Genomic DNA, 20348 nt, shown 5'->3' with positions numbered 1-20348 from the left:
CAATTTATCTATAGTAAATCCAAATCGACCTATAATAAATAAAGCATTCGTACAAACTCCATGTAAAATGAGAAAGAATATATTTTCTCTACTGATTCTGGGAGCCCTCTTTTCCACCTGCAAACCGGTTGAGAAGAAAGAGGGGACCGCAGAATTGGAGGAACAGAAAAAACCGAATATCATTTTTCTATTTTCGGACGACCAGAGTTTTAAGGATGTGCATGCTCTTGGGAATAAAGAGGTGAAAACTCCGACTATGGATAAGTTGGTAAGGGAGGGCACCACTTTTACACACGCGTATAATATGGGGGGTTGGAACGGAGCCATTTGTGTTGCTTCTAGGGCGATGATCATTAGTGGTCGCTCTATTTGGAGGGCACAAGAAATTTCCGATCAATATGCCAAGGATAAGGAAACTGACAAAACATGGCCAAAGCTAATGCAGACTTCTGGTTATGATACTTATATGACCGGAAAATGGCATGTACAAGCAAAACCAAAAGATATTTTTAACCATGTAGGGCATGTGCTCAGGGGAATGCCCTTTGATACGCCCGAAGGATACAATAGGCCCCTAAATGTCCATGATACCGTTTGGAAGCCATGGAAAAAAGAGTTTGGCGGATACTGGAAAGGCGGTAAGCACTGGAGCGAACTGGTAAAGGACGATGCCGTAGCATTTTTGGATAGTGCCGCCAATAGAAAGAATCCATTCTTCATGTATGTAGCCTTCAATGCGCCACACGATCCAAGACAATCGCCAAAAGAATATGTGGACATGTACAATCTAGATAGTATTTCTGTTCCCAATAGTTTTCTACCTCAATATCCGTATGCAGAAACCATGGGAGCCGGACCAACTTTGCGGGATGAAAAGTTAGCTCCCTTTCCTAGGACAGAATACTCGGTAAAAGTAAACCGACAAGAATACTACGCCATTACTTCTCATTTAGACGATCAATTAAAGGATATTCTGGAAGCCTTGGAAAAAAATGGCCAAATGGATAATACCTATATCATCTACACTTCGGACCACGGTCTGGCCGTAGGAGAGCATGGACTTATGGGGAAGCAGAGCATGTACGATCATAGTATTCGGGTACCCTTAATGGTTATTGGGCCAGATATTCCAAAAGGGAAAAAAGTGGCCACCGATGTATATGTACAAGATGTGATGGCAACAGCGCTCGATTTGGGAGGGGTGGAGAAGCCCGATTATGTGGAATTTAATAGCCTGATGAATTTGATTAGAGCATCGGAAGCACAGGGAAATTATAATGCTATTTACGGTACCTATGAGAAAGGTTCTCAGCGAATGATCAGGAAGGACGGATATAAGCTAATTGTTTATCCAAAATTTGAAGTGTTACGGTTATATGATCTGGTGGCTGATCCTGAGGAATTAGAGGATATAGCGGAGGCACCTGAAAACAAAGTCAGAATAAAGCTTCTTTTTGAAGAACTAATGCTTTTGCAGCAAACGATGGGCGATAAGCTCGATCTAAAGCCTATTTATAATTTGATGTAATGGAAAAAAACAAACTAGTATTATTGGTTTTATGTTTTTTCTTAGTGGTGGAGGCTTCTTGGGCGACGTTTCAGGAACCTATTAAAATTGCCACCGTGGGTAATAGCATCACCTATGGCTCCAAGGTAGTCAATAGGGAAAAGAATTCCTATCCCGCCCAATTACAGGAATTGCTGGGTGATTCCTACGAGGTTCGGAATTTTGGGGTCAGCGGAAGGACCCTTTTAAAAAAGGGAGATAGACCCTACTGGGAAACAGAGGCTTATTCCAATGCATTGGAATTTGAACCCGATATCGTTTTTATAAAATTGGGGACTAACGATAGTAAGCTTCAAAATAGAGTTTATTTGGAGGAATATGAATCGGATTATACCGATTTGATCGCAAGTTTTAAAGCAGTAAATGATAAGGTCAGGATAGTAATATTATTGCCCTTACCTGCTTTTACTTCGGATACTACCAATATTTGGAATCCGATATTAAAAGATGAAATTATTCCCAAAGCCCGTTCGGTTGCCTATAAGACCGCTTCCGAGGTATTGGATCTGTATCAACTTTTTATAGATCAGCCAGAATTATTGCCAGATAACGTGCACCCTTCATCATTAGGGGCGACGGTTATCGCAAACCGACTTTATGAAACTGTGATGTTTCAAGAAAGTAGTACCATAAATATTTTTGAATCCGACGATATAAAAATTAAGGAAACCGAAAATTTTTACGGATACCGGCAAACCAATTTTGAATTTAACGGAATCCCTTCTAAAGTGGTAGAACCTAAAATAATTGCCGCTGGTAGGCCTTGGGTGTTGCGAGCACGATTCTGGGGGCATGAATCTCAAACGGATATTGCTTTATTGGAAAGGGGTTTCCATATTGCTTACTGTGATGTTGCCAATTTGTTTGGAGGTCCCGAAGCGGTTAAACGTTGGGATGTATTTTATGAGTTAATGACTCACGCGGGACTTTCCAAAAAAGTAGTGTTGGAGGGTATGAGTAGAGGTGGATTGATTGTTTATAATTGGGCGGAGAAGAATCCTGGAAAAATAGCGGCGGTATATGCCGATGCTCCTGTTCTTAATGGAAAGAGTTGGCCTGGTGGATTGGAAAATGGAAAGGGAAGTCTCTCTGATTGGGAAGCATTTAAAAAAGTGTATGCCCTAAAAAGTGATAGGGATATCGCTAATTTTAAAGGTGATCCTATTTATAAGATAAAATCCATTGCAAAGGGAGGTTATCCAATGTTGCATGTATGTGGTGCCGCCGATGAGGTGGTTCCCATTGCAGAAAATACAAAGCTATTTGAAGAAGGCATCAAAGCACATGGGGGCGCAATAGAAGTGATTTATAAGGAAGGGATTGGGCATCATCCACATAGTTTGGAGAACCCCAGCCCGATAGTCGACTTTATCCTTAGAGCAACGAATCAAAAAGTGAATTTTGCCGTAATACCGGCCCCTTCGCCAGAATATAGATCGGCCGCAGGCTGGATAGAAGGAAAAGATTGGTGGGCACAAGCGAACGATATTGATTCCCTGTGCCAAGCTTCAAAAGAAATTGATTTACTGTTAATTGGCAATTCCATTACCCAAGGGTGGGGAGGGAATAGGCCCAATGTTACCCATGCCCCAGGAAAAGAAGCTGCAGAACTTTATTTTAAGGATTTAAACTGGATCGGTGCAGGGATTTCCGGAGACCGAACCCAGCATGTTTTATACCGGATTAAAAATTGGAATTATGAAGCTGCAAATCCGAAGATGATAGTACTGGCGATCGGAGTTAATAATTTTGGGAATAATACCGCTTCTGAAATAGCCGCTGGAATTAGAGAAGCAGTAAAAGCCATTCAAGAAAAATTTTCACCGGCCACAAAAATAATGCTGTTCGGTCCATTGCCTACAGGCTTGGATCCAACTACCGATAGAAGGGAAAAATACAATAAAATTCATTCCCTCATCAAGAACCTTGGAGATCAAAGAAATGTATTCTATTACAATGTGGTCAACGAGTTTTCGGATGATAAGGGCTTTTTAAAAACAGCCTATTATTCAAATGACGGGATTCATTTACTGCCGGAAGGATATAAAGTTTTGGGCGAGTTTATTCGCAATAATAGTCTACATAACAATCAAATAAGAAAGCCATGAAAAAACTACTAGTATTATTTACATTACTATCTATGGCCAATTCCTATGCGGAAATATGGCTTCCTTCCATTCTTTCAGACAATATGGTGCTGCAACAGAATTCCGACGTCACTATTTGGGGCTGGACTACGGCTACCAGTGAGGAGATAACGGTATATGGCACTTGGAACAATGAAAAGATAACCACTAAAGCCCATCAAGGAGTTTGGACCATTCAATTACCAACTCCCAAAGCCGGAGGCACTTATACGGTTATAGTGGAAGGCCATGAAAAGTTGGAGATAAGCAATGTTTTAATCGGAGAAGTTTGGTTGGGATCGGGCCAAAGTAATATGCAATGGACGCCCAATCAGGGATTAGAGAACGCGGAGGAAGAAATAAATAACGCCAATTATCCCGAGATTCGATTTTTTCAGGTGGCTCAAAAAATATCCCAAACCCCACAAGACCAATTAAGAGGTAAATGGGTGGTATGTAGTCCTGAAACCATGCAGAAATTTAGTTCTGTGGCGTATTTTTTCGGTAGGGAATTACACCAGAAATTATCGGTTCCGGTAGGATTAATAAATTCCAGTTGGGGAGGCACACCAGTAGAAGTTTGGTTGAAAAAAGAGCTGATTACTGAAGATGAGGAATTGGGGGAAGCTGCAAGTAAACTAAGGGAGGTTGCCTGGTGGCCCAATAAACCTGGTTATGCTTATAATGCTATGATTCATCCGATTACTAAATTCAATATAGCAGGATTTATATGGTACCAAGGGGAATCTAATAGAGTTAATCCAAAATCATATTATAAATCTTTCCCTTTAATGATAAAATCTTGGAGAGCGGAATGGGGCAAGGAACTCCCCTTTTATTTTGTGCAGATAGCCCCATTTAAATATGATGACCCCAATGCCACAGATGCTGCCCATGTACGTGACGCCCAATTATACACCATGAAAAATGTAGGTAATACGGGTATGGTGGTCACCAATGATATTGGGAATTTAGATAACATCCACCCCTCCAATAAACAAGACGTAGGAAACCGATTGGCACGCTGGGCCTTGGCAAAGACCTATGGGAATAAGGATCTAGTGTATTCTGGTCCAGTTTATAAGTCGATGGAAATAAATAAGAAAAAAATTGTACTTAGTTTTGACTTTGCAGAAAACGGATTGGAGAAAAAAGGGAAGGAATTGGAGGAATTTTATATCGCTGGGGAAGATAAAGTGTTTTATCCAGCAAGGGCTAAAATTAAAGGTAGTTCCATAATTGTAACATCCACAAAAGTTAAAGAGCCAACAGCAATCAGATTTGCCTTTGCCAACGGGGCATTACCAAATTTTTACAATTCGGCCGGATTACCCGCATCCGCATTTAGAACAGACAATTGGGAATTAAAATAAAATTAATTAAGGAATGAATCAGATCAAGACGCTTATTCTAACACTAGTTGGGTTAACATTTTATTGTTGTCAGACTCAGGAAAAGGTTTTACCTTCTAATGAGATATGGTATGCACAGCCAGCGGCCAAATGGATGGAGGCTTTACCCGTTGGTAATGGTAGATTGGGAGCAATGGTTTTTGGGGATCCGCAGAATGAGCGCATTCAGCTTAATGAAGATTCTATGTGGCCCGGAGGTCCGGATTGGGGAGACTCCAAAGGAACTCCAGAGGACCTAGAACATTTTAGAAAATTGTTGAGGGAGGGAAAACCCCATGAAGTGGATGCTACCTACATGGATAAGTTTTCTTTTAAAACAGTGGTAAGATCACACCAGACTATGGGCGATCTTTTTATAGATTTTAAAGGGGATAAGAAGGTAGAGAACTACAAGAGGTCTTTAAACCTAAACAATGCCTTGGTAGAAGTGAAGTATACCAGTAATGGAGCCGAATATTCAGAAAAAGTATTTTCTTCCAATGTAGATGACGTTATGGTAATTCAGTTGAGTACCACTGCTGCTGAGGGAATGGATTTTGACCTAAAATTAGATCGTCCAGAAGATCACGGTCATAAAACGGTAACCACTTCAAATCCTTCAGAATCAGAGATAAGTATGCTCGGAATGGTGACCCAATACGGAGGGAAAAGAGAATCTCAACCCATTGAGATCGATTACGGTGTGAAATTTGAAACTAGACTGAAGGTAGAAAATTCTACAGGAAAGGTAATCGCCAAAAATGGAACTTTAAGCCTAAAAGGAGTAAAAGAAGCTACCATTTACCTTGTGGCCAACACTTCCTTTTATTCAGACGATTATAAAGCAAAAAATATTGAAACGCTGAATAGCTTGAAGGGGAAGACATTTTCGAACTTACTGGACAAGCATAGTGAAGATTATACCTCCCTGTATAACCGAGTTACTTTGGACCTAGGGGGGAAGGAGCTAGATTCCCTACCTACAGATGTAAGGTTACAAAGAATTAAAGAGGGTAAAGATGATCCAGATTTAGCCGCTAAATTGTTTCACTATGGTCGTTATTTGCTGATATCGTCTTCTAGGCCAGGGACTAATCCTGCCAACCTGCAAGGTATTTGGAACAATCATTTAGAGGCTCCTTGGAATGCCGATTACCATCTTAATATTAACTTACAAATGAATTATTGGCCAGCCGAGGTAACCAATCTCTCAGAACTTCATATGCCCTTGTTCGATTTTGGAGATCGCTTGTTGGAAAGGGGGAGAATTACGGCTAAGGATCAATACGGAATAGATCGTGGAGCAGTAATGCACCAAGCATCTGATTTGTGGGCAACTGCATGGATGCGCGCAGAAAGAACCTATTGGGGTGCATGGATTCACGGTGGCGGCTGGCTTGCCCAACATTATTGGGAACACTATAAATTTACGGAGGATGAGGAGTTTCTCCAAGAGCGTGCCTATCCATTCTTAAAAGGGATAAGCGAGTTTTATTTGGACTGGTTGCAGAAAGATGAAAATGACAATTGGATTTCATATCCAGAAGCCTCACCGGAGAATTCTTATTATGCGGCAGATGGTAAGTCGGTTGCTATGGCTATGGGGTCGGCTATGGGGCATCAAATTATAGCCGAAGCTTTTGAGAATACCTTGGCAGCTGCGCAAGTATTACAAATAGAGGACGAATTTATTAAAGAAGTAAAAACTAAATTAAAAGATCTCTACCCAGGAGTTAAGATTGGAAAAGATGGTAGGATTTTGGAATGGAACGAGGAATATGAGGAACCGGAAAAAGGGCACCGCCATATGTCTCACCTCTATGCACTTCATCCTGGTGTAGCTATTACCTCAAAGGATAAAGAGGCATTTGAAGCAGCTCAAAAAACAATCGATTACCGACTGCAACACGGTGGTGCGGGTACGGGATGGAGTAGGGCTTGGATGATTAACTTCAATGCACGATTGCTAGATGCTGCATCGGCAGAAGTGAATATTAATAAATTTATGCAGATTTCCGTTGCGGATAATTTATTTGACGAGCATCCACCATTTCAAATAGATGGTAATTTTGGATATACTGCCGCAGTAGCAGAATTGCTGTTACAATCCCATGAAGGGTTTTTAAGATTGCTGCCTGCATTGCCCCAAAACTGGAATACGGGATCGATAACTGGTTTAGTGGCCCGTGGTAATATTGAAGTCGACTTGGAGTGGAAGAATGGCAATTTGGAAAAAGTGGGTCTTAAATCCAAAAATACAACAGAGATAAAGTTGGTGTACGGTAATACCAATGCAAATATTGCCCTAGAAAAAGATCAGAAAATTTGGTTGAACTCAGCACTGAAAATAATTGATTAACCCCCTATTGGGTACACTATATATCTATACAAATGAAGAAACTGATTACTGCTATTTTCTTATTGACCATCACTTCAAACTTTGCCCAAGAACAAGTATCGGATACTGTATCCCAAAATGAAGAAAAAATGCAGTGGTTTAAAGATGCCAAATTGGGGATTTTTATCCATTGGGGACTATACTCCGTTAATGGGATAGACGAATCATGGTCCTTTTTTAATGGATATATCTCCCACAAAGATTATCTAAAACAAACCAAGGGATTTACGGCCACGAAATATGATCCAACCGCTTGGGTAGATCTTATAAAAAGGAGCGGAGCCAAATATTCGGTCATCACCTCTAAGCACCATGAAGGATTTGCACTATGGGATACTAAATTTGGGGATTTTAATTCGGTTAAAAGTACCCCCGCAAAACGAGACGTACTCACCCCCTTTGTTAAGGAGCTGCGAAAAAATAATTTAAAGGTGGGTATTTATTATTCTCTTCCGGACTGGTCCTATGCCGATTATACCCACTTTACCAAGGATTCCATGCGCTACAAAATAGCGGATGAATCTAAAAGATGGGATAAATTCTTAAAATACTATCAGGGGCAACTAAAAGAACTTTCAGACAATTATAATCCTGATGTATATTGGTTTGATGGGGATTGGGAACATAGTTCCGAAGAATGGCAGGCGCCAAAAGTGCGACAAATGCTTTTAGATAGGAATCCAAATACCATCCTTAATTCTAGACTAAAGGATCAGGGGGATTATGCCACTCCGGAACAAGGTATGCCCATTACCAGACCTGAGAATAAATATTGGGAACTGTGCCTTACTATGAACGATTCGTGGGGTTTTCAAAAGAACGATCACAATTATAAAACTACGGATCAAATTATTGGGATTTTTGCTGACGTAATTGGTAATGGGGGTAACCTATTGCTTGATATTGGACCAAAGGGGGATGGGAGTATTCCAGAAGAACAAGCTGCCATTTTAGAAGGACTTGGGAGGTGGACCAATAAGCATAAAGAAGCCATATACGGTACCCGTTCGGGGATTCCTAAGGAACACTTTTATGGGCCAACCACTTTATCAAAGGATCAAACCATACTGTATCTATTTGTAAAAGGTAATGCAGGCGGGGAAGTTGTGGTGCGCGGACTTAAAAATAATATCAATCGGATTTGGGTAGTGGGTGAAGGCACTAAATTATCACATCAGGTGTTAGGGAAAGTGTACTGGAGTCATTATCCAGGTATAAAATACATTAAACTGCCCGAACACGTATTGGATGAGAACATGACCGTACTTGCCCTATTGTTAGATGGTAAAGTGGATCTTTACCGTGAAGACGGAGCGGTAATAGAGAGTAATTAAAACTAATAACATCATAATCGAACCAATGAAAGATTTACTTAAAAACGTATTAGTAGGTATTATTTTATCTGTCCTTGTAATATCCTGTAAAAGCAGTCAATCTGCAGTAGCGCAAAAGCCTCTAGCAAAACACGTTATTTTAATCGGTTCGGATGGATTTGGTGCCTATGCGTTTGAAAATGCAAAACTTCCACATCTCCGTAAGATGATGGCAGATGGAACGTACTCCTTACAGGCAAGATCGGTTTTGCCGTCTTCTAGCGCGGTGAACTGGGCTTCCATGATTATGGGGTCAGGACCAGAGTTGCACGGGTACACGGAATGGGGAAGTAAAACGCCGGAATTACCTTCCAGAATTTTAGGGAAGGGCAATATATATCCTACCGTATTTAGTTTGGTTGATGAACAAATGCCATCTGCCAAAAAAGGAGTTTCTTATACTTGGGGCGGAATTGGCTATTTGTTTGAAAAAGACATGGTAGATCTGGATTTTAATGGAAGGACAGATGAGGAAACGATTGAAAAAGCCATGGATTTTCATTTGGAAAATAAATCGACCCTAACGTTTATACATCTTACCCATCCAGATAATGAAGGTCATGAGATTGGGCACGGAACGCCCGAATATTATACTGCAATAGAAAAGGTAGATGCTCAGGTAGGAGAGATTTTGGCATCTGTAAAGAAGGCAGGGATGATGGATGATACCATTATTATATTCACCTCAGATCACGGTGGAATAGGTAAAGGCCACGGAGGAAAAACATTAGCTGAGGTAGAAATTCCATGGATAATTTATGGGACAAATATTCTTGCCAAAGGAAAGTTGAATTCCAGCATAGTCACCTATGATACGGCAGCGACTATTGCATATGCCCTTGGATTAAAGATGCCTGATTTCTGGAGAGGAAAACCAGTATTGGAGGCTTTTAGCAATTAAAAACAATGGATTTAAATGAATAGCACTAAACAAATAATTGCCATATTTGGACTGATCTTATTGGGAAGCTGTAAGGAAAAGACAACTGATAAATCTGAATCGACATCCACCCAGCCCAATATTGTACTGTTTTTTGTGGATGATATGGGGTGGCAAGATACCTCTGTGCCTTTTTGGACAGAGAGGACCCCCTACAACGATCTGTACCAAACCCCAAATATGGAGCGTTTAGCAGAGGAGGGAATGAAATTCACCCAAGCCTATGCTACTGCGGTCTGTACTCCAACGCGGGTTAGTTTAATGACGGGGATGAATGCAGCAAGACATCGGGTAACCAATTGGACACTGCATAAAGATCAATTGCAGCCTATGGAAACCAATCATAAAACACTGCAATTTCCAGAATGGAACGTAAACGGAATGAGTCCTACAGAGGGAATTAATAAAGCGGTTTATGCCACTCCGCTGCCACAATTACTACATGATGCGGGCTATTTTACCATCCATGCAGGGAAGGCGCATTTAGGAGCTATTGGTACTCCTGGAGAGGATCCTCTAAATCTAGGTTTTGATGTGAATATTGCAGGTCACGCTGCGGGTGCACCAGAGAGTTATTTGGGTACAGAGAATTTTGGCAACGGAAAAAAAGGCAAGGAAGTATGGGCAGTTCCCGGCTTGGAAAAATACCATGGTAAAGATATTTTTCTTACCGAGGCTATTACTGTGGAAGCCATGGAGGCTATGGATTCTGCAATTGAGAAAAACCAGTCTTTCTTTTTAAATATGTCCCATTATGCGGTGCATATTCCGATTATGGCGGATGAACGATTTGTGCAAAAATACTACGACAAAGGGCTAGATTCTATTGAGGCAAAATACGCTTCCTTGGTTGAGGGAATGGATAAGAGTTTGGGAGATATTATGGATTTTCTAGAGGATAAAGGTCAAGCCGATAATACCATTATCCTTTTTATGTCAGATAATGGCGGATTAAGTGTCCATGCCAGAGGGGGAGAAAGAAATACCCATAATAAACCACTTAACAGCGGAAAGGGATCTGCCTATGAAGGTGGGATTCGGGAGCCCATGTTGGTGAAATGGCCAGGGAGAACTATGCCGAACTCGGTTACCGATAGGCAAGTCATCATAGAGGATTTTTATCCTACCATTTTAGAAATGGCAGGAGTAAAGAACTACAAAACTGTACAGCCCGTAGATGGCTTTAGTTTTGTGCCTACTTTGGAAAATAATAATAACAATTTAGAAGCTCGACCTCTGTTTTGGCATTACCCCAATGAATGGGGGCCTTCTGGTCCTGGAATAGGAGCTTCCAGTACTACTCGAGTTGGGGATTATAAACTAATCTATTATTACCTGGATAGTAGGATGGAACTTTTTAATTTAAAGAACGATATTGGGGAAACCAAAAATTTGGTGGAGGTAGATCCTGCAAAGGCTAAAGAATTGGCGAAAATATTGTCTGATCATTTGCGTAGAGTAGACGCGCAGATACCATCTAGAAAAGATACTGGGGTGAAAATTCCCTACCCTGATGAGGTTATTTAGTAGTAATAATTTTTTTACGAAATTAAAAAATTTATGGATTTACATCTTAAAGATAAAGTGATTATAGTGACAGGTGGTTCCAAGGGTATTGGTCAAGGAATCAGTATGCTACTCGCCAGTGAGGGAGCAATTCCTGTTATTATAGGAAGGGATAAGGAAAGTGTTTCGGAGGCGGTTAACGCCATTGAAAAAAGTGGAGGCAAGGCCTACTATGCCTTGGCAGAACTTACAGACCCAGAACAATGTAAACTGGCTGTAGAACGTACTATAGAAAAATTTGGTAGGATAGATGGTTTGGTGAATAATGCGGGTGTAAATGATGGGGTTAGTTTGGAAAATGGGAATTATGACGATTTTCTGCGCTCCATAAACCGTAGCCTTACCCATTATTATATGATGGCCCATTACGTGCTGCCAGAACTTAAGAAGTCTCAGGGTGCCATTGTAAATATAGGCTCCAAGACTTCGGTTACTGGCCAAGGTGGTACATCGGGATATGCTGCTGCCAACGGGGGGCGTAATGCTTTAACCCGTGAATGGGCCGTAGAACTGCTTCCTTTTAATATTCGCGTAAATGCGGTTATCGTTGCCGAATGCTATACGCCATTATACGACCGATGGATCAACTCTTTTGACAATCCAGAAGAAAAATTAAAGGGCATTACCGATAAAATTCCGTTGGGACGGAGAATGACTACCTCGGAGGAAATTGCTAGCACCGTTGCCTTTTTACTTTCAAAAAGATCAAGTCATACTACTGGGCAATTACTCTTTGTAGATGGGGGCTATACCCACTTAGACCGATCAATAACATAAATCTTGAAATACTAATTTCAAAAACCAGCAGAACAATATAACAATCAATAATCCAATGAAAGACCAAAAACCACCAGTAGTATCTAAAAAGGCACTTGTTCCATTTATTTTAATTACCTCCTTATTTGCCCTTTGGGGTTTTGCCAATGCGGTAACCGATCCCATGGTACAAGCCTTTAAGAAAGTTTTGGAGCTCTCCAATTCCCAAGCGGCTTGGGTGCAAATGGCATTTTATGGAGGGTATTTCTGTATGGCCTTACCAGCAGCCCTCTTTGTTCGTAAATACTCGTATAAAGTGGGGGTATTGATTGGGCTTGCACTATATGCGGTTGGGGCATTGTTATTCTACCCAGCAGCCATAACCGAGCAGTTTTGGTTTTTTTGTCTGGGATTGTATATACTCACCTTTGGATTGGCATTTTTGGAAACTACTGCCAATCCTTATATTTTAGCAATGGGGGCACCAGAGACGGCTACCCAACGCTTAAATTTGGCCCAGGCTTTTAATCCAGTCGGACTTCTATTGGGGTTGTTGGCGGCGCAACAATTTGTGCTTAAAAAACTTCAGTCTGTGGATTACGATGATTTTTCCGCACTCTCAGAGGCAAAAAAAGCGATGATCCGTACTTCGGACCTTATGGCAATTCGTGATCCCTATGTAATTTTGGGGTTGGTAATCCTAGCCATATTTTTTCTAATCTTAGTGAGCAAAATGCCCCAAGCCAAAGAGGAGGGAGGGATCCCCAGTTTAAAAGAGACTTTTGACGGTTTGGCCAAGAATAAAAAATATATTTTAGGAGTGTTAGCTCAGATTTTATACGTGGGGGCCCAAATTATGTGTTGGACCTATATCTATCAATATGCGGAAGCTATTGGGATGTCTAGTGAGGACGCTGCCAATTATCAGATACTCGCATTTATACTATTTTTAGTGGGGAGGGCTATTGGTACCTTTATGTTGCGATTTATAAGTCCAGGGAAATTGCTGATGTATTTTGCTATTTGTGCTTCATTGTGTACGCTCGGGGCTATTTATATAGATGGTATAATAGGCTTGTACAGTTTGGTGGGAATTACCTTGTTTATGTCTGTTATGTTTCCCACTATATATGGAGTAGCGCTTACGGGTCTTAATGAAGAAGAATCCAAAATAGGGGCAGCAGGCTTGGTTATGGCTATTGTAGGAGGTGCATTAATGCCCAAACTACAGGGAATGATCATAGATTTAGGGGGTAATGCAGTGGACGATATTAGAATTACAGGAGTTTCAGAGGTTAACTTTTCCTTTATCCTCCCACTCATGTGTTTCGTCTTCATTGCTTGGTACGGATTCCGCGTATTTAAAAAGTATGAAATAAAGCTTGCATAAAGTAGTATTAGTTAGCGATTGCTTAAATATTGGTTTAACCTCTTAAATAAAAGATATGAAAAGATTTTGTTTGGCCATGGATCTTAAAGACGACCCGGAGTTGATTAAGGCATATGACGATTACCATAAGGAAGTATGGCCAGAGATTCTTCAAAGCCTTAGGGAGTCAGGGATAAAGGATATGGAAATTTATAGGGTAAGGAATCGTATGTTCATGATTATCGACGCCGATGAAAGCTTTTCCTTTGAAAAAAAGGCAAAAATCGATGCTAAGTACCCTGAAAATGAAAAGTGGGAGGAATTAATGTGGAAATACCAACAGGCATTGCCTTTTGCCGAACCAGGTGAAAAGTGGATGCTCATGGAGCGGGTTTTTCAATTGTAAGATCAATTAGAGTAGAATAAGTCAAATCATCATAGGATTTAAGCGTTATGCAGCAAAATAAGAAAGAGATAAAGATCAATACCAAATACCCTTCCGTAACCGATTTAAGAAATAGGGCAATAGAAAGGATTCCAAAATTTGCTTTTGAATATCTGGACGGGGGTTGTAACGAGGATGTGAATTTGCATAAAAACACTTCCGAAATTAGGAAAGTAGAGCTTTTGCCTTATTATTTAAGTAAGCATACCGGATCTAGTATGAAAACGGAGCTATTTGGGCATACCTACGATGCTCCTTTCGGCATTGCTCCTGTAGGACTACAAGGACTTATATGGCCCAATGCTCCAGAAATCTTGGCGAAAGCTGCCTTTGAGCATAATATTCCCTTTATATTGAGTACTGTTAGTACTAGTAGTATAGAGCGGATAAGTGAAATTACCGAGGGTAAGGCGTGGTTTCAATTGTACCATCCAACGGAGGATAGTGTTAGGGACGATATTATTAAAAGGGCAGAAGCTGCAGAATGCCCTGTATTAGTGATTTTGGCCGATGTCCCTACTTTCGGATTTAGGCCACGCGATATTAGAAATGGTTTGGCCATGCCACCCAAAATGTCCGTAAAAAATATTCTTCAGGTATTGGGAAAACCTAGTTGGGCCGTGAATACCCTAAAATATGGTCAGCCTAATTTTGAGACCTTAAGACCCTATATGCCTAAGGGGCTAGACTTGGCACAGTTGGGGAAATTTATGGACCAAACATTTACGGGTAGATTAAACGAAGAAAAAATAAAGCCGATCCGCGATATGTGGAAAGGGAAATTAGTGATAAAAGGTGTCGCCAATGAGGCCGATGCCGAGAGTGCCATTAAGTTGGGACTAGACGGCATTATCGTTTCTAATCACGGTGGTAGGCAATTGGATGCCGGGGAGTCTACCATAAAGCCCTTGGTCAGAATTGCTGAAAAATACGGAGACCAAATAAAGGTGATGATGGATAGTGGATTAAGAGGTGGTCCGGATATCGCCAGAACTTTAGCCAGCGGTGCAGAATTCACTTTTCTTGGGCGCTCTTTTATGTACGGAGTGGCAGCCTTGGGTGCTGCGGGCGGAGATCATACTATATCACTTTTAAAAACAGAATTGCAACAGGTAATGGAACAGATTTGCTGTGAAGATGTAAGGGATTTCCCTAATCACTTGATCTAAAAGTGATACCCTTCAAGATAAATTAAAGCCTGATTAGTGGAGTGTTTTATTGAAATCCACTAATCAGGCTATTATAGACCCAATCCTTAGCTTAATGGTAAATTGAATTAAACCTTATCTAATTCAGTTTTGAACAACTTTATTCTAATTTTAGTGCGCTAGTTTCTAGACGGGTTTCAAAGGAGATCTGTTGAATGGCTTGGCTTGGGTCCTCTATCTGCCCTATAAGGATTCGCAATGCCTTTTGACCTATTTTTTTTATGGGTTGATGTAGATAGGGTATGGGATCCTCCAGGAATCGATAGGACGAATTTTGATCGAATACCACCACATTAATCCTCTTTAGTATTTTCCTGTCCAAGTCTAGCATTTGTGTTAAACCTTCTTCTGCCAAGGTATTGGTATGGAAATAGATGGCGTCTACTCCAGCATCTTGGACCAATTCTTGTACTACCCTTTTCATTTCTTTTTTTAAAGACCTATTATCAATCTTTTTTATGAATTCGCTATTCACGGGCAATCCGGCTTGCTTAAGAGCCTCTAAGTATCCTAGATGTCTTTCTTGATAATGATGTAAGGATGATTCATATAGTATAGCTCCAATTTTTTTGTTTCCTTTTTCCAATAAATAATTGGTTGCCTGCATGGAGGCCTTAAAATTGTCTACCGTAACAAAATTGGTATTTAGATCATTAAAGAACCTATCAATCAACACAAAGGGGGTATCCGCATTGGTAAGTTCAGCAATAATATCTTTTGACCCCTCTGGTGCCGCTATAATAAACCCATCGACCTGTCTCATTTTAAGAAAATCTAACACCTTATTGAATTTCTCCACCTTTTCGTCCGACGATCCAAAAATAACCGTATAATCCTGCGAAAACGCCTCGTCTTCAATAGTTCTTGCCAAGTGCGAGAAAAAGGGATTAGAAATATCTGCCACAATAACTCCAATAGATCTTGTTTTATTGGTTTTAAGGCTTCTTGCATTCCAGTTGGGATGATAGTTAAGTTCCTTCGCCACCTGCCTTATCTTCTTGGCAGTTTTTTCTGATACCCTATTCTCTTTCCCTTTGTTGCTTAGAACATACGAAACCAAGGGTATGGAAACCCCCACAACTTTTGCGATATCCTTTAATGATGTTTTAGGTTTCATGTTATTCTTAGATTCAAATTAATGATTTAATATAAATCTGCAAATGTAACTTAGTAGTATTCTGTAAGTTAATGGTTTTAAAGCAGATATTTTATAATTGTTAAAATTACAAAATTCTAACTAAGATTCATTGTTAACATGGTTTATGAATGTGGATACAAAATCGTATCATGATGTTCCATCTTCAGGATCATAGATTTCATCGGTTTTTTTGTTGATTATGGATATAAGGAAACCCACTAGGAATATGGCTGTCGTTCCAAATACAATGGTCAGATACGTATGGAATGAAGCACCAAGGGAATCTTCACCAAAAAGCGTGCTGGAAAGGCTCATCCAGATAATAATTAATAGGCCTACGAGTACTCCAACGAGTGCTCCTTTAATATTTTTAGTTTTAGAGAAAAGTCCTAATAGTAATAGTCCCAACATGCCTCCGCTAAATATGGAGGAAAGTTTCCACCAGGCATCAAGAGCACTTTTTACGTTTATCATGGCAATGGCAATAACGATTCCAATAACACTTATGATAGCTGATGAAATATAAAGAACTCGCATTCCTTCTTTGTCCGATGCGGTCTTTTTAAAATACTTATTATAATAGTCGGTAAGAAATACGGTAGCCGAACTATTAAAACTCGTTGATATGGTGCTCATTCCCGCCGCAAAGATAGAGGCGATCATAAGTCCCGTAAGCCCTGCCGGTAGGGCGTTAACGATAAAGTAGGGAAATACACTGTCACTTTTGTTTATATCCTGCAGGGCTACGGGAAGGGTGTCGGCGGAACTGTAATAGGCGAAAAGCGAAGTGCCAATAAAAAGAAATATGGCGGAAATGGGGAGGTAGATTAATCCCCCAATCAATGCTGATTTTTGAGCTTCCTTATCAGATTTCGAGGCCATATACCGCTGTACATAATTCTGGTCTATACCATAATTTTGAAGGTTGATGAATACTCCGTAAATCAATACTACCCAGAAGGTGGGTTCGGATAAGCTAAGGCTGAAACTTCCCAGTCCAAATTTATCATTCTCCGCAGCAATGGCGAATACTTGACCTGGCCCTTCGGGCATGTTAAAAAGAATAAATCCAACACAGACCAAGGCCCCGACAATTAATATAATTCCCTGAATGGCATCAGTCCATAATACCGCAGTGATTCCCCCTAACATAGAATATATAGAAACTACCAAACCCGTAAAAATTATTATGGTAATCATATCCCATCCTACAATAGCATTTAGCGTAAGGGCCAAGAGATATAAAATGGTCCCGATTCGCATTAGCTGTGTCAGCAGGTAGCAAAGGGACACATAGATGCGCGCCCAAGCGCCAAAACGTTGCTCCATATAGGTGTAGGCAGAAGGACTGTTGATTTTCCTGTACAACGGCACAAAATACTTGACTGCAATTAAGGAGGCAATGGGAAGGGAAAGGCTAAAAGCCAAGGCATTCCAGTTAGATAGATAGGCATTCCCTGGCAGGGCAAGGTAACTTATACTACTAACGAAGGTGGCAAAAATAGACATGGTCACTACCCATCCAGGGATGTCTTTATTGCCCATAGTATAGGACGAAGAAGTTCTACTCTTTTTAAAAAACGAGCCACCGAAAAGGGCTATTCCCGCTATGTAAACGAAGAATACGATTAAATCTAAACTGTTCATTATAATTGGTTATTTAGGTATTTGGTTTAATTTTTAAAAGTAGGATATTCAGCGTACTTAAGTGTTGTGTAATGGTAAAATCCTTTATTTTAATATGGCGTCAAAACCATTTAATAATGGATGAAAGTTATGCAGCACTAATTGCTTTATCGATTAAGCAATAGTAATTAATTATTTCACAATATCAAAAGAAAGTGGGTTTATTTTAATAAGGATGTGGTTTAGTTTTTTTTATATCTGTATTTGATAATTCTAAATATACTTCTGAGTGTGACCAGACAGCCCTAATTTCTCTATATTGGATTGAATTTCTTTCAAATTATTAGAGATCACTTCCATTTCCAATTCCTTGAACTGTTTAAAGGGAGGGGCAAGATATGGACTACACAAACCTAAAAGCGAAGCTGCTCCTTTCAATCCTTTTAGATAGCTAGATCCATATTTACCAATATTGTAAAGCATTCTTGCTACTTCCATAACTTGCTTCTGCAACTGTTCCATTCTTTGAAAATCCCTGTCCAATGAAGCTTGGTACAGTGCAACGTATAATCGTGGAAACAAGTTGGCTCCACCATTTACACCTCCATCGCCACCCATGAGTACAGTTTCCTTTATCATTTCCTGTCTTACATCATACCTTAGGCCTGTGGCCTCGCCAGTAGTTCCCAAGATGAATACACCATGCACTCCACCGAGGATTAAATGCTCAATTAGTCTGTTCACGGCTGATACATCCAAATTGAAACCATCGGTTAAAGGGGTCAATAAGGGTGGAATAATTGCTTTTAGTTTTTGTGCCATTTTGATTTTTTTAAGATAAAGTTTATTTGGCTATCTGATCATGTCAATTTATTTTTTAATACCTGACCTTGTTTTTTCAGAATATCCCTAACTTCAGAAATGTTCACATTTCTTGGAATATCACTGTTTTTGAGGCATACATGGGCAGCTACTCCTGCTGCTTGTCCTAGAGACATCCAAGTAGGCTCCATTCTAATGGAACAGAATGCTACATGTGTTGCGGATAAGGCAACCGGAACAATTAAGCCGTCTATCTTTTTAGGAATCATGGCTCGATACGGAATTTCATAAGGTTGGGTTAAATGGGCTAGCATACCCAAATACCCCTCAAGAACAATATTGTCTTTACTGGGTATTTTATGTACGGGAAAACTATCTATTGGAAATTCCCCCATGGCAATAGTATCGTGGTGGGAAAAAAAGTCTGGTGTACTTTCCGTAACTGCCACATCGTGTTCAGTGATAGTATATTCTCCCTTTAACCTGCGACCTTCCCTTATATATAGTTGAAAAGGAAAATTTTTATTGTCGGTAAATTCATCTAATGGGAGATTGTACTTTCTAGCCATTTTTCTGTGTTCCTCAGGTATTTCGGTATCGTTTTGTAGGAACCAAATTAGGCCTAAGGCAATATCCTTATGGCGATTGCAAATGCGATTTCGCGTTTCCATACTTCCTTCTATATAGCCTTTGTTTTCTTCAGGAAAGGGAAAGGCCAATGGTCTAGGGTTAGTGTTGCCATCAACTTTTGAATTTGGAAGATCGGTTACTGACAAGGCCCTAACCATAGTATCAAAATGTTCGGGATAGTAGCCCCAACCTTCATGGAAAGTTGATGGGGCACTTAACCTTCCCGATTTAAGATCGTCAAAATAGGGGGTATATATACTACGGTTGTAATTATCAGGTTCTTTTTCCAAAATCCTACTGTTATGGATGTCAGTGGTCATGCAATAACGGTAAGTATACGCCGGCAAACCATCATCTGCAGCACCCGTACTACCCGGAAGAAAAACCCCTTTATCGTAATCAAAATAAATTACTCCCGCATGCGGCTCATTATATTCGTCCTTGCCTTCCCGTCCTAGGGAGTATTCAGCGCCAGCTGCAGCATAAAGATCGCCCTCGTATGTGGCATCGATAAAAATAGTTCCAGCCAACTGCCTTAGTTCTTTTGTAGATTTTCGTAAAATAATAATGCCTGTTAGTTTGTTTCCCTCAACTAAGGTTTCTTTAAGTAAATGCCCCTTGAAAATTGTTATTTTGCCTGTTTCCTTTAACATTTCCATTAGTATGTACTCCGCAACAGAGGGTTCAAAATAATACCCTTCACGGCAAAGCTTAACATCATTGGAGTTTGGGCCGTATTTATCTTTATAAAATTCAAAAACTTTTTTAGTAAATTCTTTAAATAGGCCTCCTATAAATTCCTTTTGTTCAACATCGCTTTTGCCCAAACCGCTGGTAGTCATACCTCCTATGTGGTTATGTGGCTCTATTAGTGCGACTTTGTGTCCTAAGCGTGCAGCAGTTATTGCCGTGGCAATACCTCCTGGGGTTCCCCCCATTATTATTATTTCAAATTTATTTTCTTGTTGTAATGTCATTTCCATTTTAATTTTC

15 protein-coding genes are annotated in these 20348 nt (G+C 40.2%); 11 read left to right on the top strand and 4 right to left on the bottom strand.

Annotation, left to right across the window (positions count from 1 at the left end; translation table 11 throughout):
- Positions 1 to 67 precede the first annotated feature (67 nt).
- From KCTC52924_RS05005 to KCTC52924_RS04955, 11 genes are read left to right on the top strand one after another with little or no spacing between them, the layout of a single operon-like run.
- A complete protein-coding gene (locus tag KCTC52924_RS05005) occupies positions 68 to 1528 on the top strand; it encodes a sulfatase-like hydrolase/transferase (protein WP_251806875.1) in 1461 nt (486 codons plus the stop codon).
- A complete protein-coding gene (locus tag KCTC52924_RS05000; protein WP_251806876.1) occupies positions 1528 to 3675 on the top strand; it encodes a GDSL-type esterase/lipase family protein in 2148 nt (715 codons plus the stop codon). Before KCTC52924_RS05005 ends, KCTC52924_RS05000 begins: the two co-directional genes overlap by 1 nt.
- Positions 3672 to 5066 carry a sialate O-acetylesterase gene (locus KCTC52924_RS04995; protein WP_251806877.1) on the top strand — a complete coding sequence of 465 codons (1395 nt, stop codon included), beginning with the start codon at positions 3672 to 3674 and terminating at the stop codon, positions 5064 to 5066. Before KCTC52924_RS05000 ends, KCTC52924_RS04995 begins: the two co-directional genes overlap by 4 nt.
- A gap of 13 nt (positions 5067 to 5079) precedes the next feature.
- The gene (locus KCTC52924_RS04990; protein WP_251806878.1) at positions 5080 to 7443 is read left to right on the top strand and encodes a glycosyl hydrolase family 95 catalytic domain-containing protein; all 2364 of its coding nucleotides are present in this window, start codon (positions 5080 to 5082) and stop codon (positions 7441 to 7443) included.
- 32 nt (positions 7444 to 7475) lie between these two features.
- Positions 7476 to 8816, top strand: a complete 1341-nt coding sequence (locus KCTC52924_RS04985) for an alpha-L-fucosidase (RefSeq protein WP_251806879.1) — start codon at positions 7476 to 7478, stop codon at positions 8814 to 8816.
- Positions 8817 to 8841: 25 nt separating this feature from the next.
- Positions 8842 to 9756 carry an alkaline phosphatase gene (locus KCTC52924_RS04980; protein ID WP_251806880.1) on the top strand — a complete coding sequence of 305 codons (915 nt, stop codon included), beginning with the start codon at positions 8842 to 8844 and terminating at the stop codon, positions 9754 to 9756.
- Positions 9757 to 9771: 15 nt separating this feature from the next.
- Positions 9772 to 11322, top strand: a complete 1551-nt coding sequence (locus tag KCTC52924_RS04975) for a sulfatase (protein ID WP_251806881.1) — start codon at positions 9772 to 9774, stop codon at positions 11320 to 11322.
- Between the two features lie 33 nt (positions 11323 to 11355).
- Entirely contained in the window at positions 11356 to 12138 is a 783-nt protein-coding gene (locus KCTC52924_RS04970) for an SDR family oxidoreductase (protein ID WP_251806882.1), read from the top strand.
- Positions 12139 to 12193: 55 nt separating this feature from the next.
- Positions 12194 to 13507, top strand: coding sequence for an L-fucose:H+ symporter permease (gene fucP, locus KCTC52924_RS04965; protein WP_251806883.1), 1314 nt, complete (start codon positions 12194 to 12196; stop codon positions 13505 to 13507).
- Positions 13508 to 13562: 55 nt separating this feature from the next.
- Positions 13563 to 13892 carry an L-rhamnose mutarotase gene (locus KCTC52924_RS04960; RefSeq protein ID WP_251806884.1) on the top strand — a complete coding sequence of 110 codons (330 nt, stop codon included), beginning with the start codon at positions 13563 to 13565 and terminating at the stop codon, positions 13890 to 13892.
- 47 nt (positions 13893 to 13939) lie between these two features.
- Positions 13940 to 15100, top strand: a complete 1161-nt coding sequence (locus tag KCTC52924_RS04955; protein WP_251806885.1) for an alpha-hydroxy acid oxidase — start codon at positions 13940 to 13942, stop codon at positions 15098 to 15100.
- A gap of 139 nt (positions 15101 to 15239) precedes the next feature.
- Here KCTC52924_RS04955 and KCTC52924_RS04950 read toward each other — a convergent pair whose 3' ends face one another.
- The 4 genes from KCTC52924_RS04950 to KCTC52924_RS04935 all read right to left on the bottom strand — a co-directional run bounded on the left by KCTC52924_RS04950 (position 15240) and on the right by KCTC52924_RS04935 (position 20332).
- Complete coding sequence (locus tag KCTC52924_RS04950) at positions 15240 to 16256, bottom strand: LacI family DNA-binding transcriptional regulator (protein ID WP_251806886.1); 1017 nt, start codon at positions 16254 to 16256, stop codon at positions 15240 to 15242.
- A gap of 168 nt (positions 16257 to 16424) precedes the next feature.
- Positions 16425 to 17924, bottom strand: coding sequence for a sodium:solute symporter (locus tag KCTC52924_RS04945; RefSeq protein WP_251806887.1), 1500 nt, complete (start codon positions 17922 to 17924; stop codon positions 16425 to 16427).
- 252 nt (positions 17925 to 18176) lie between these two features.
- Positions 18177 to 18725 carry a dihydrodipicolinate synthase family protein gene (locus KCTC52924_RS04940; RefSeq protein WP_251806888.1) on the bottom strand — a complete coding sequence of 183 codons (549 nt, stop codon included), beginning with the start codon at positions 18723 to 18725 and terminating at the stop codon, positions 18177 to 18179.
- A gap of 38 nt (positions 18726 to 18763) precedes the next feature.
- Positions 18764 to 20332: an FAD-dependent oxidoreductase gene (locus KCTC52924_RS04935; RefSeq protein WP_251806889.1), complete on the bottom strand. Its 1569-nt coding sequence runs from the start codon at positions 20330 to 20332 to the stop codon at positions 18764 to 18766.
- Positions 20333 to 20348 lie beyond the last annotated feature (16 nt).

This window comes from Arenibacter antarcticus (assembly GCF_041320605.1).
GTDB classification, from domain to species: Bacteria; Bacteroidota; Bacteroidia; order Flavobacteriales; family Flavobacteriaceae; genus Arenibacter; species Arenibacter antarcticus.
Note: the sequence above shows the minus strand (reverse complement) of the source record. Positions and strands in the feature narration are given on the sequence as shown.

Excerpts from the sequence above, each read along its gene's own strand:
- KCTC52924_RS05005 (WP_251806875.1), top strand. The coding sequence starts at position 68 with ATGAGAAAGAATATATTTTCTCTACTGATTCTGGGAGCCCTCTTTTCC.
- KCTC52924_RS05000 (WP_251806876.1), top strand. The coding sequence starts at position 1,528 with ATGGAAAAAAACAAACTAGTATTATTGGTTTTATGTTTTTTCTTAGTG.
- KCTC52924_RS04995 (WP_251806877.1), top strand. The coding sequence starts at position 3,672 with ATGAAAAAACTACTAGTATTATTTACATTACTATCTATGGCCAATTCC.
- KCTC52924_RS04990 (WP_251806878.1), top strand. The coding sequence starts at position 5,080 with ATGAATCAGATCAAGACGCTTATTCTAACACTAGTTGGGTTAACATTT.
- KCTC52924_RS04985 (WP_251806879.1), top strand. The coding sequence starts at position 7,476 with ATGAAGAAACTGATTACTGCTATTTTCTTATTGACCATCACTTCAAAC.
- KCTC52924_RS04980 (WP_251806880.1), top strand. The coding sequence starts at position 8,842 with ATGAAAGATTTACTTAAAAACGTATTAGTAGGTATTATTTTATCTGTC.
- KCTC52924_RS04975 (WP_251806881.1), top strand. The coding sequence starts at position 9,772 with ATGAATAGCACTAAACAAATAATTGCCATATTTGGACTGATCTTATTG.
- KCTC52924_RS04970 (WP_251806882.1), top strand. The coding sequence starts at position 11,356 with ATGGATTTACATCTTAAAGATAAAGTGATTATAGTGACAGGTGGTTCC.
- fucP (WP_251806883.1), top strand. The coding sequence starts at position 12,194 with ATGAAAGACCAAAAACCACCAGTAGTATCTAAAAAGGCACTTGTTCCA.
- KCTC52924_RS04960 (WP_251806884.1), top strand. The coding sequence starts at position 13,563 with ATGAAAAGATTTTGTTTGGCCATGGATCTTAAAGACGACCCGGAGTTG.
- KCTC52924_RS04955 (WP_251806885.1), top strand. The coding sequence starts at position 13,940 with ATGCAGCAAAATAAGAAAGAGATAAAGATCAATACCAAATACCCTTCC.
- KCTC52924_RS04950 (WP_251806886.1), bottom strand. The coding sequence starts at position 16,256 with ATGAAACCTAAAACATCATTAAAGGATATCGCAAAAGTTGTGGGGGTT.
- KCTC52924_RS04945 (WP_251806887.1), bottom strand. The coding sequence starts at position 17,924 with ATGAACAGTTTAGATTTAATCGTATTCTTCGTTTACATAGCGGGAATA.
- KCTC52924_RS04940 (WP_251806888.1), bottom strand. The coding sequence starts at position 18,725 with ATGGCACAAAAACTAAAAGCAATTATTCCACCCTTATTGACCCCTTTA.
- KCTC52924_RS04935 (WP_251806889.1), bottom strand. The coding sequence starts at position 20,332 with ATGACATTACAACAAGAAAATAAATTTGAAATAATAATAATGGGGGGA.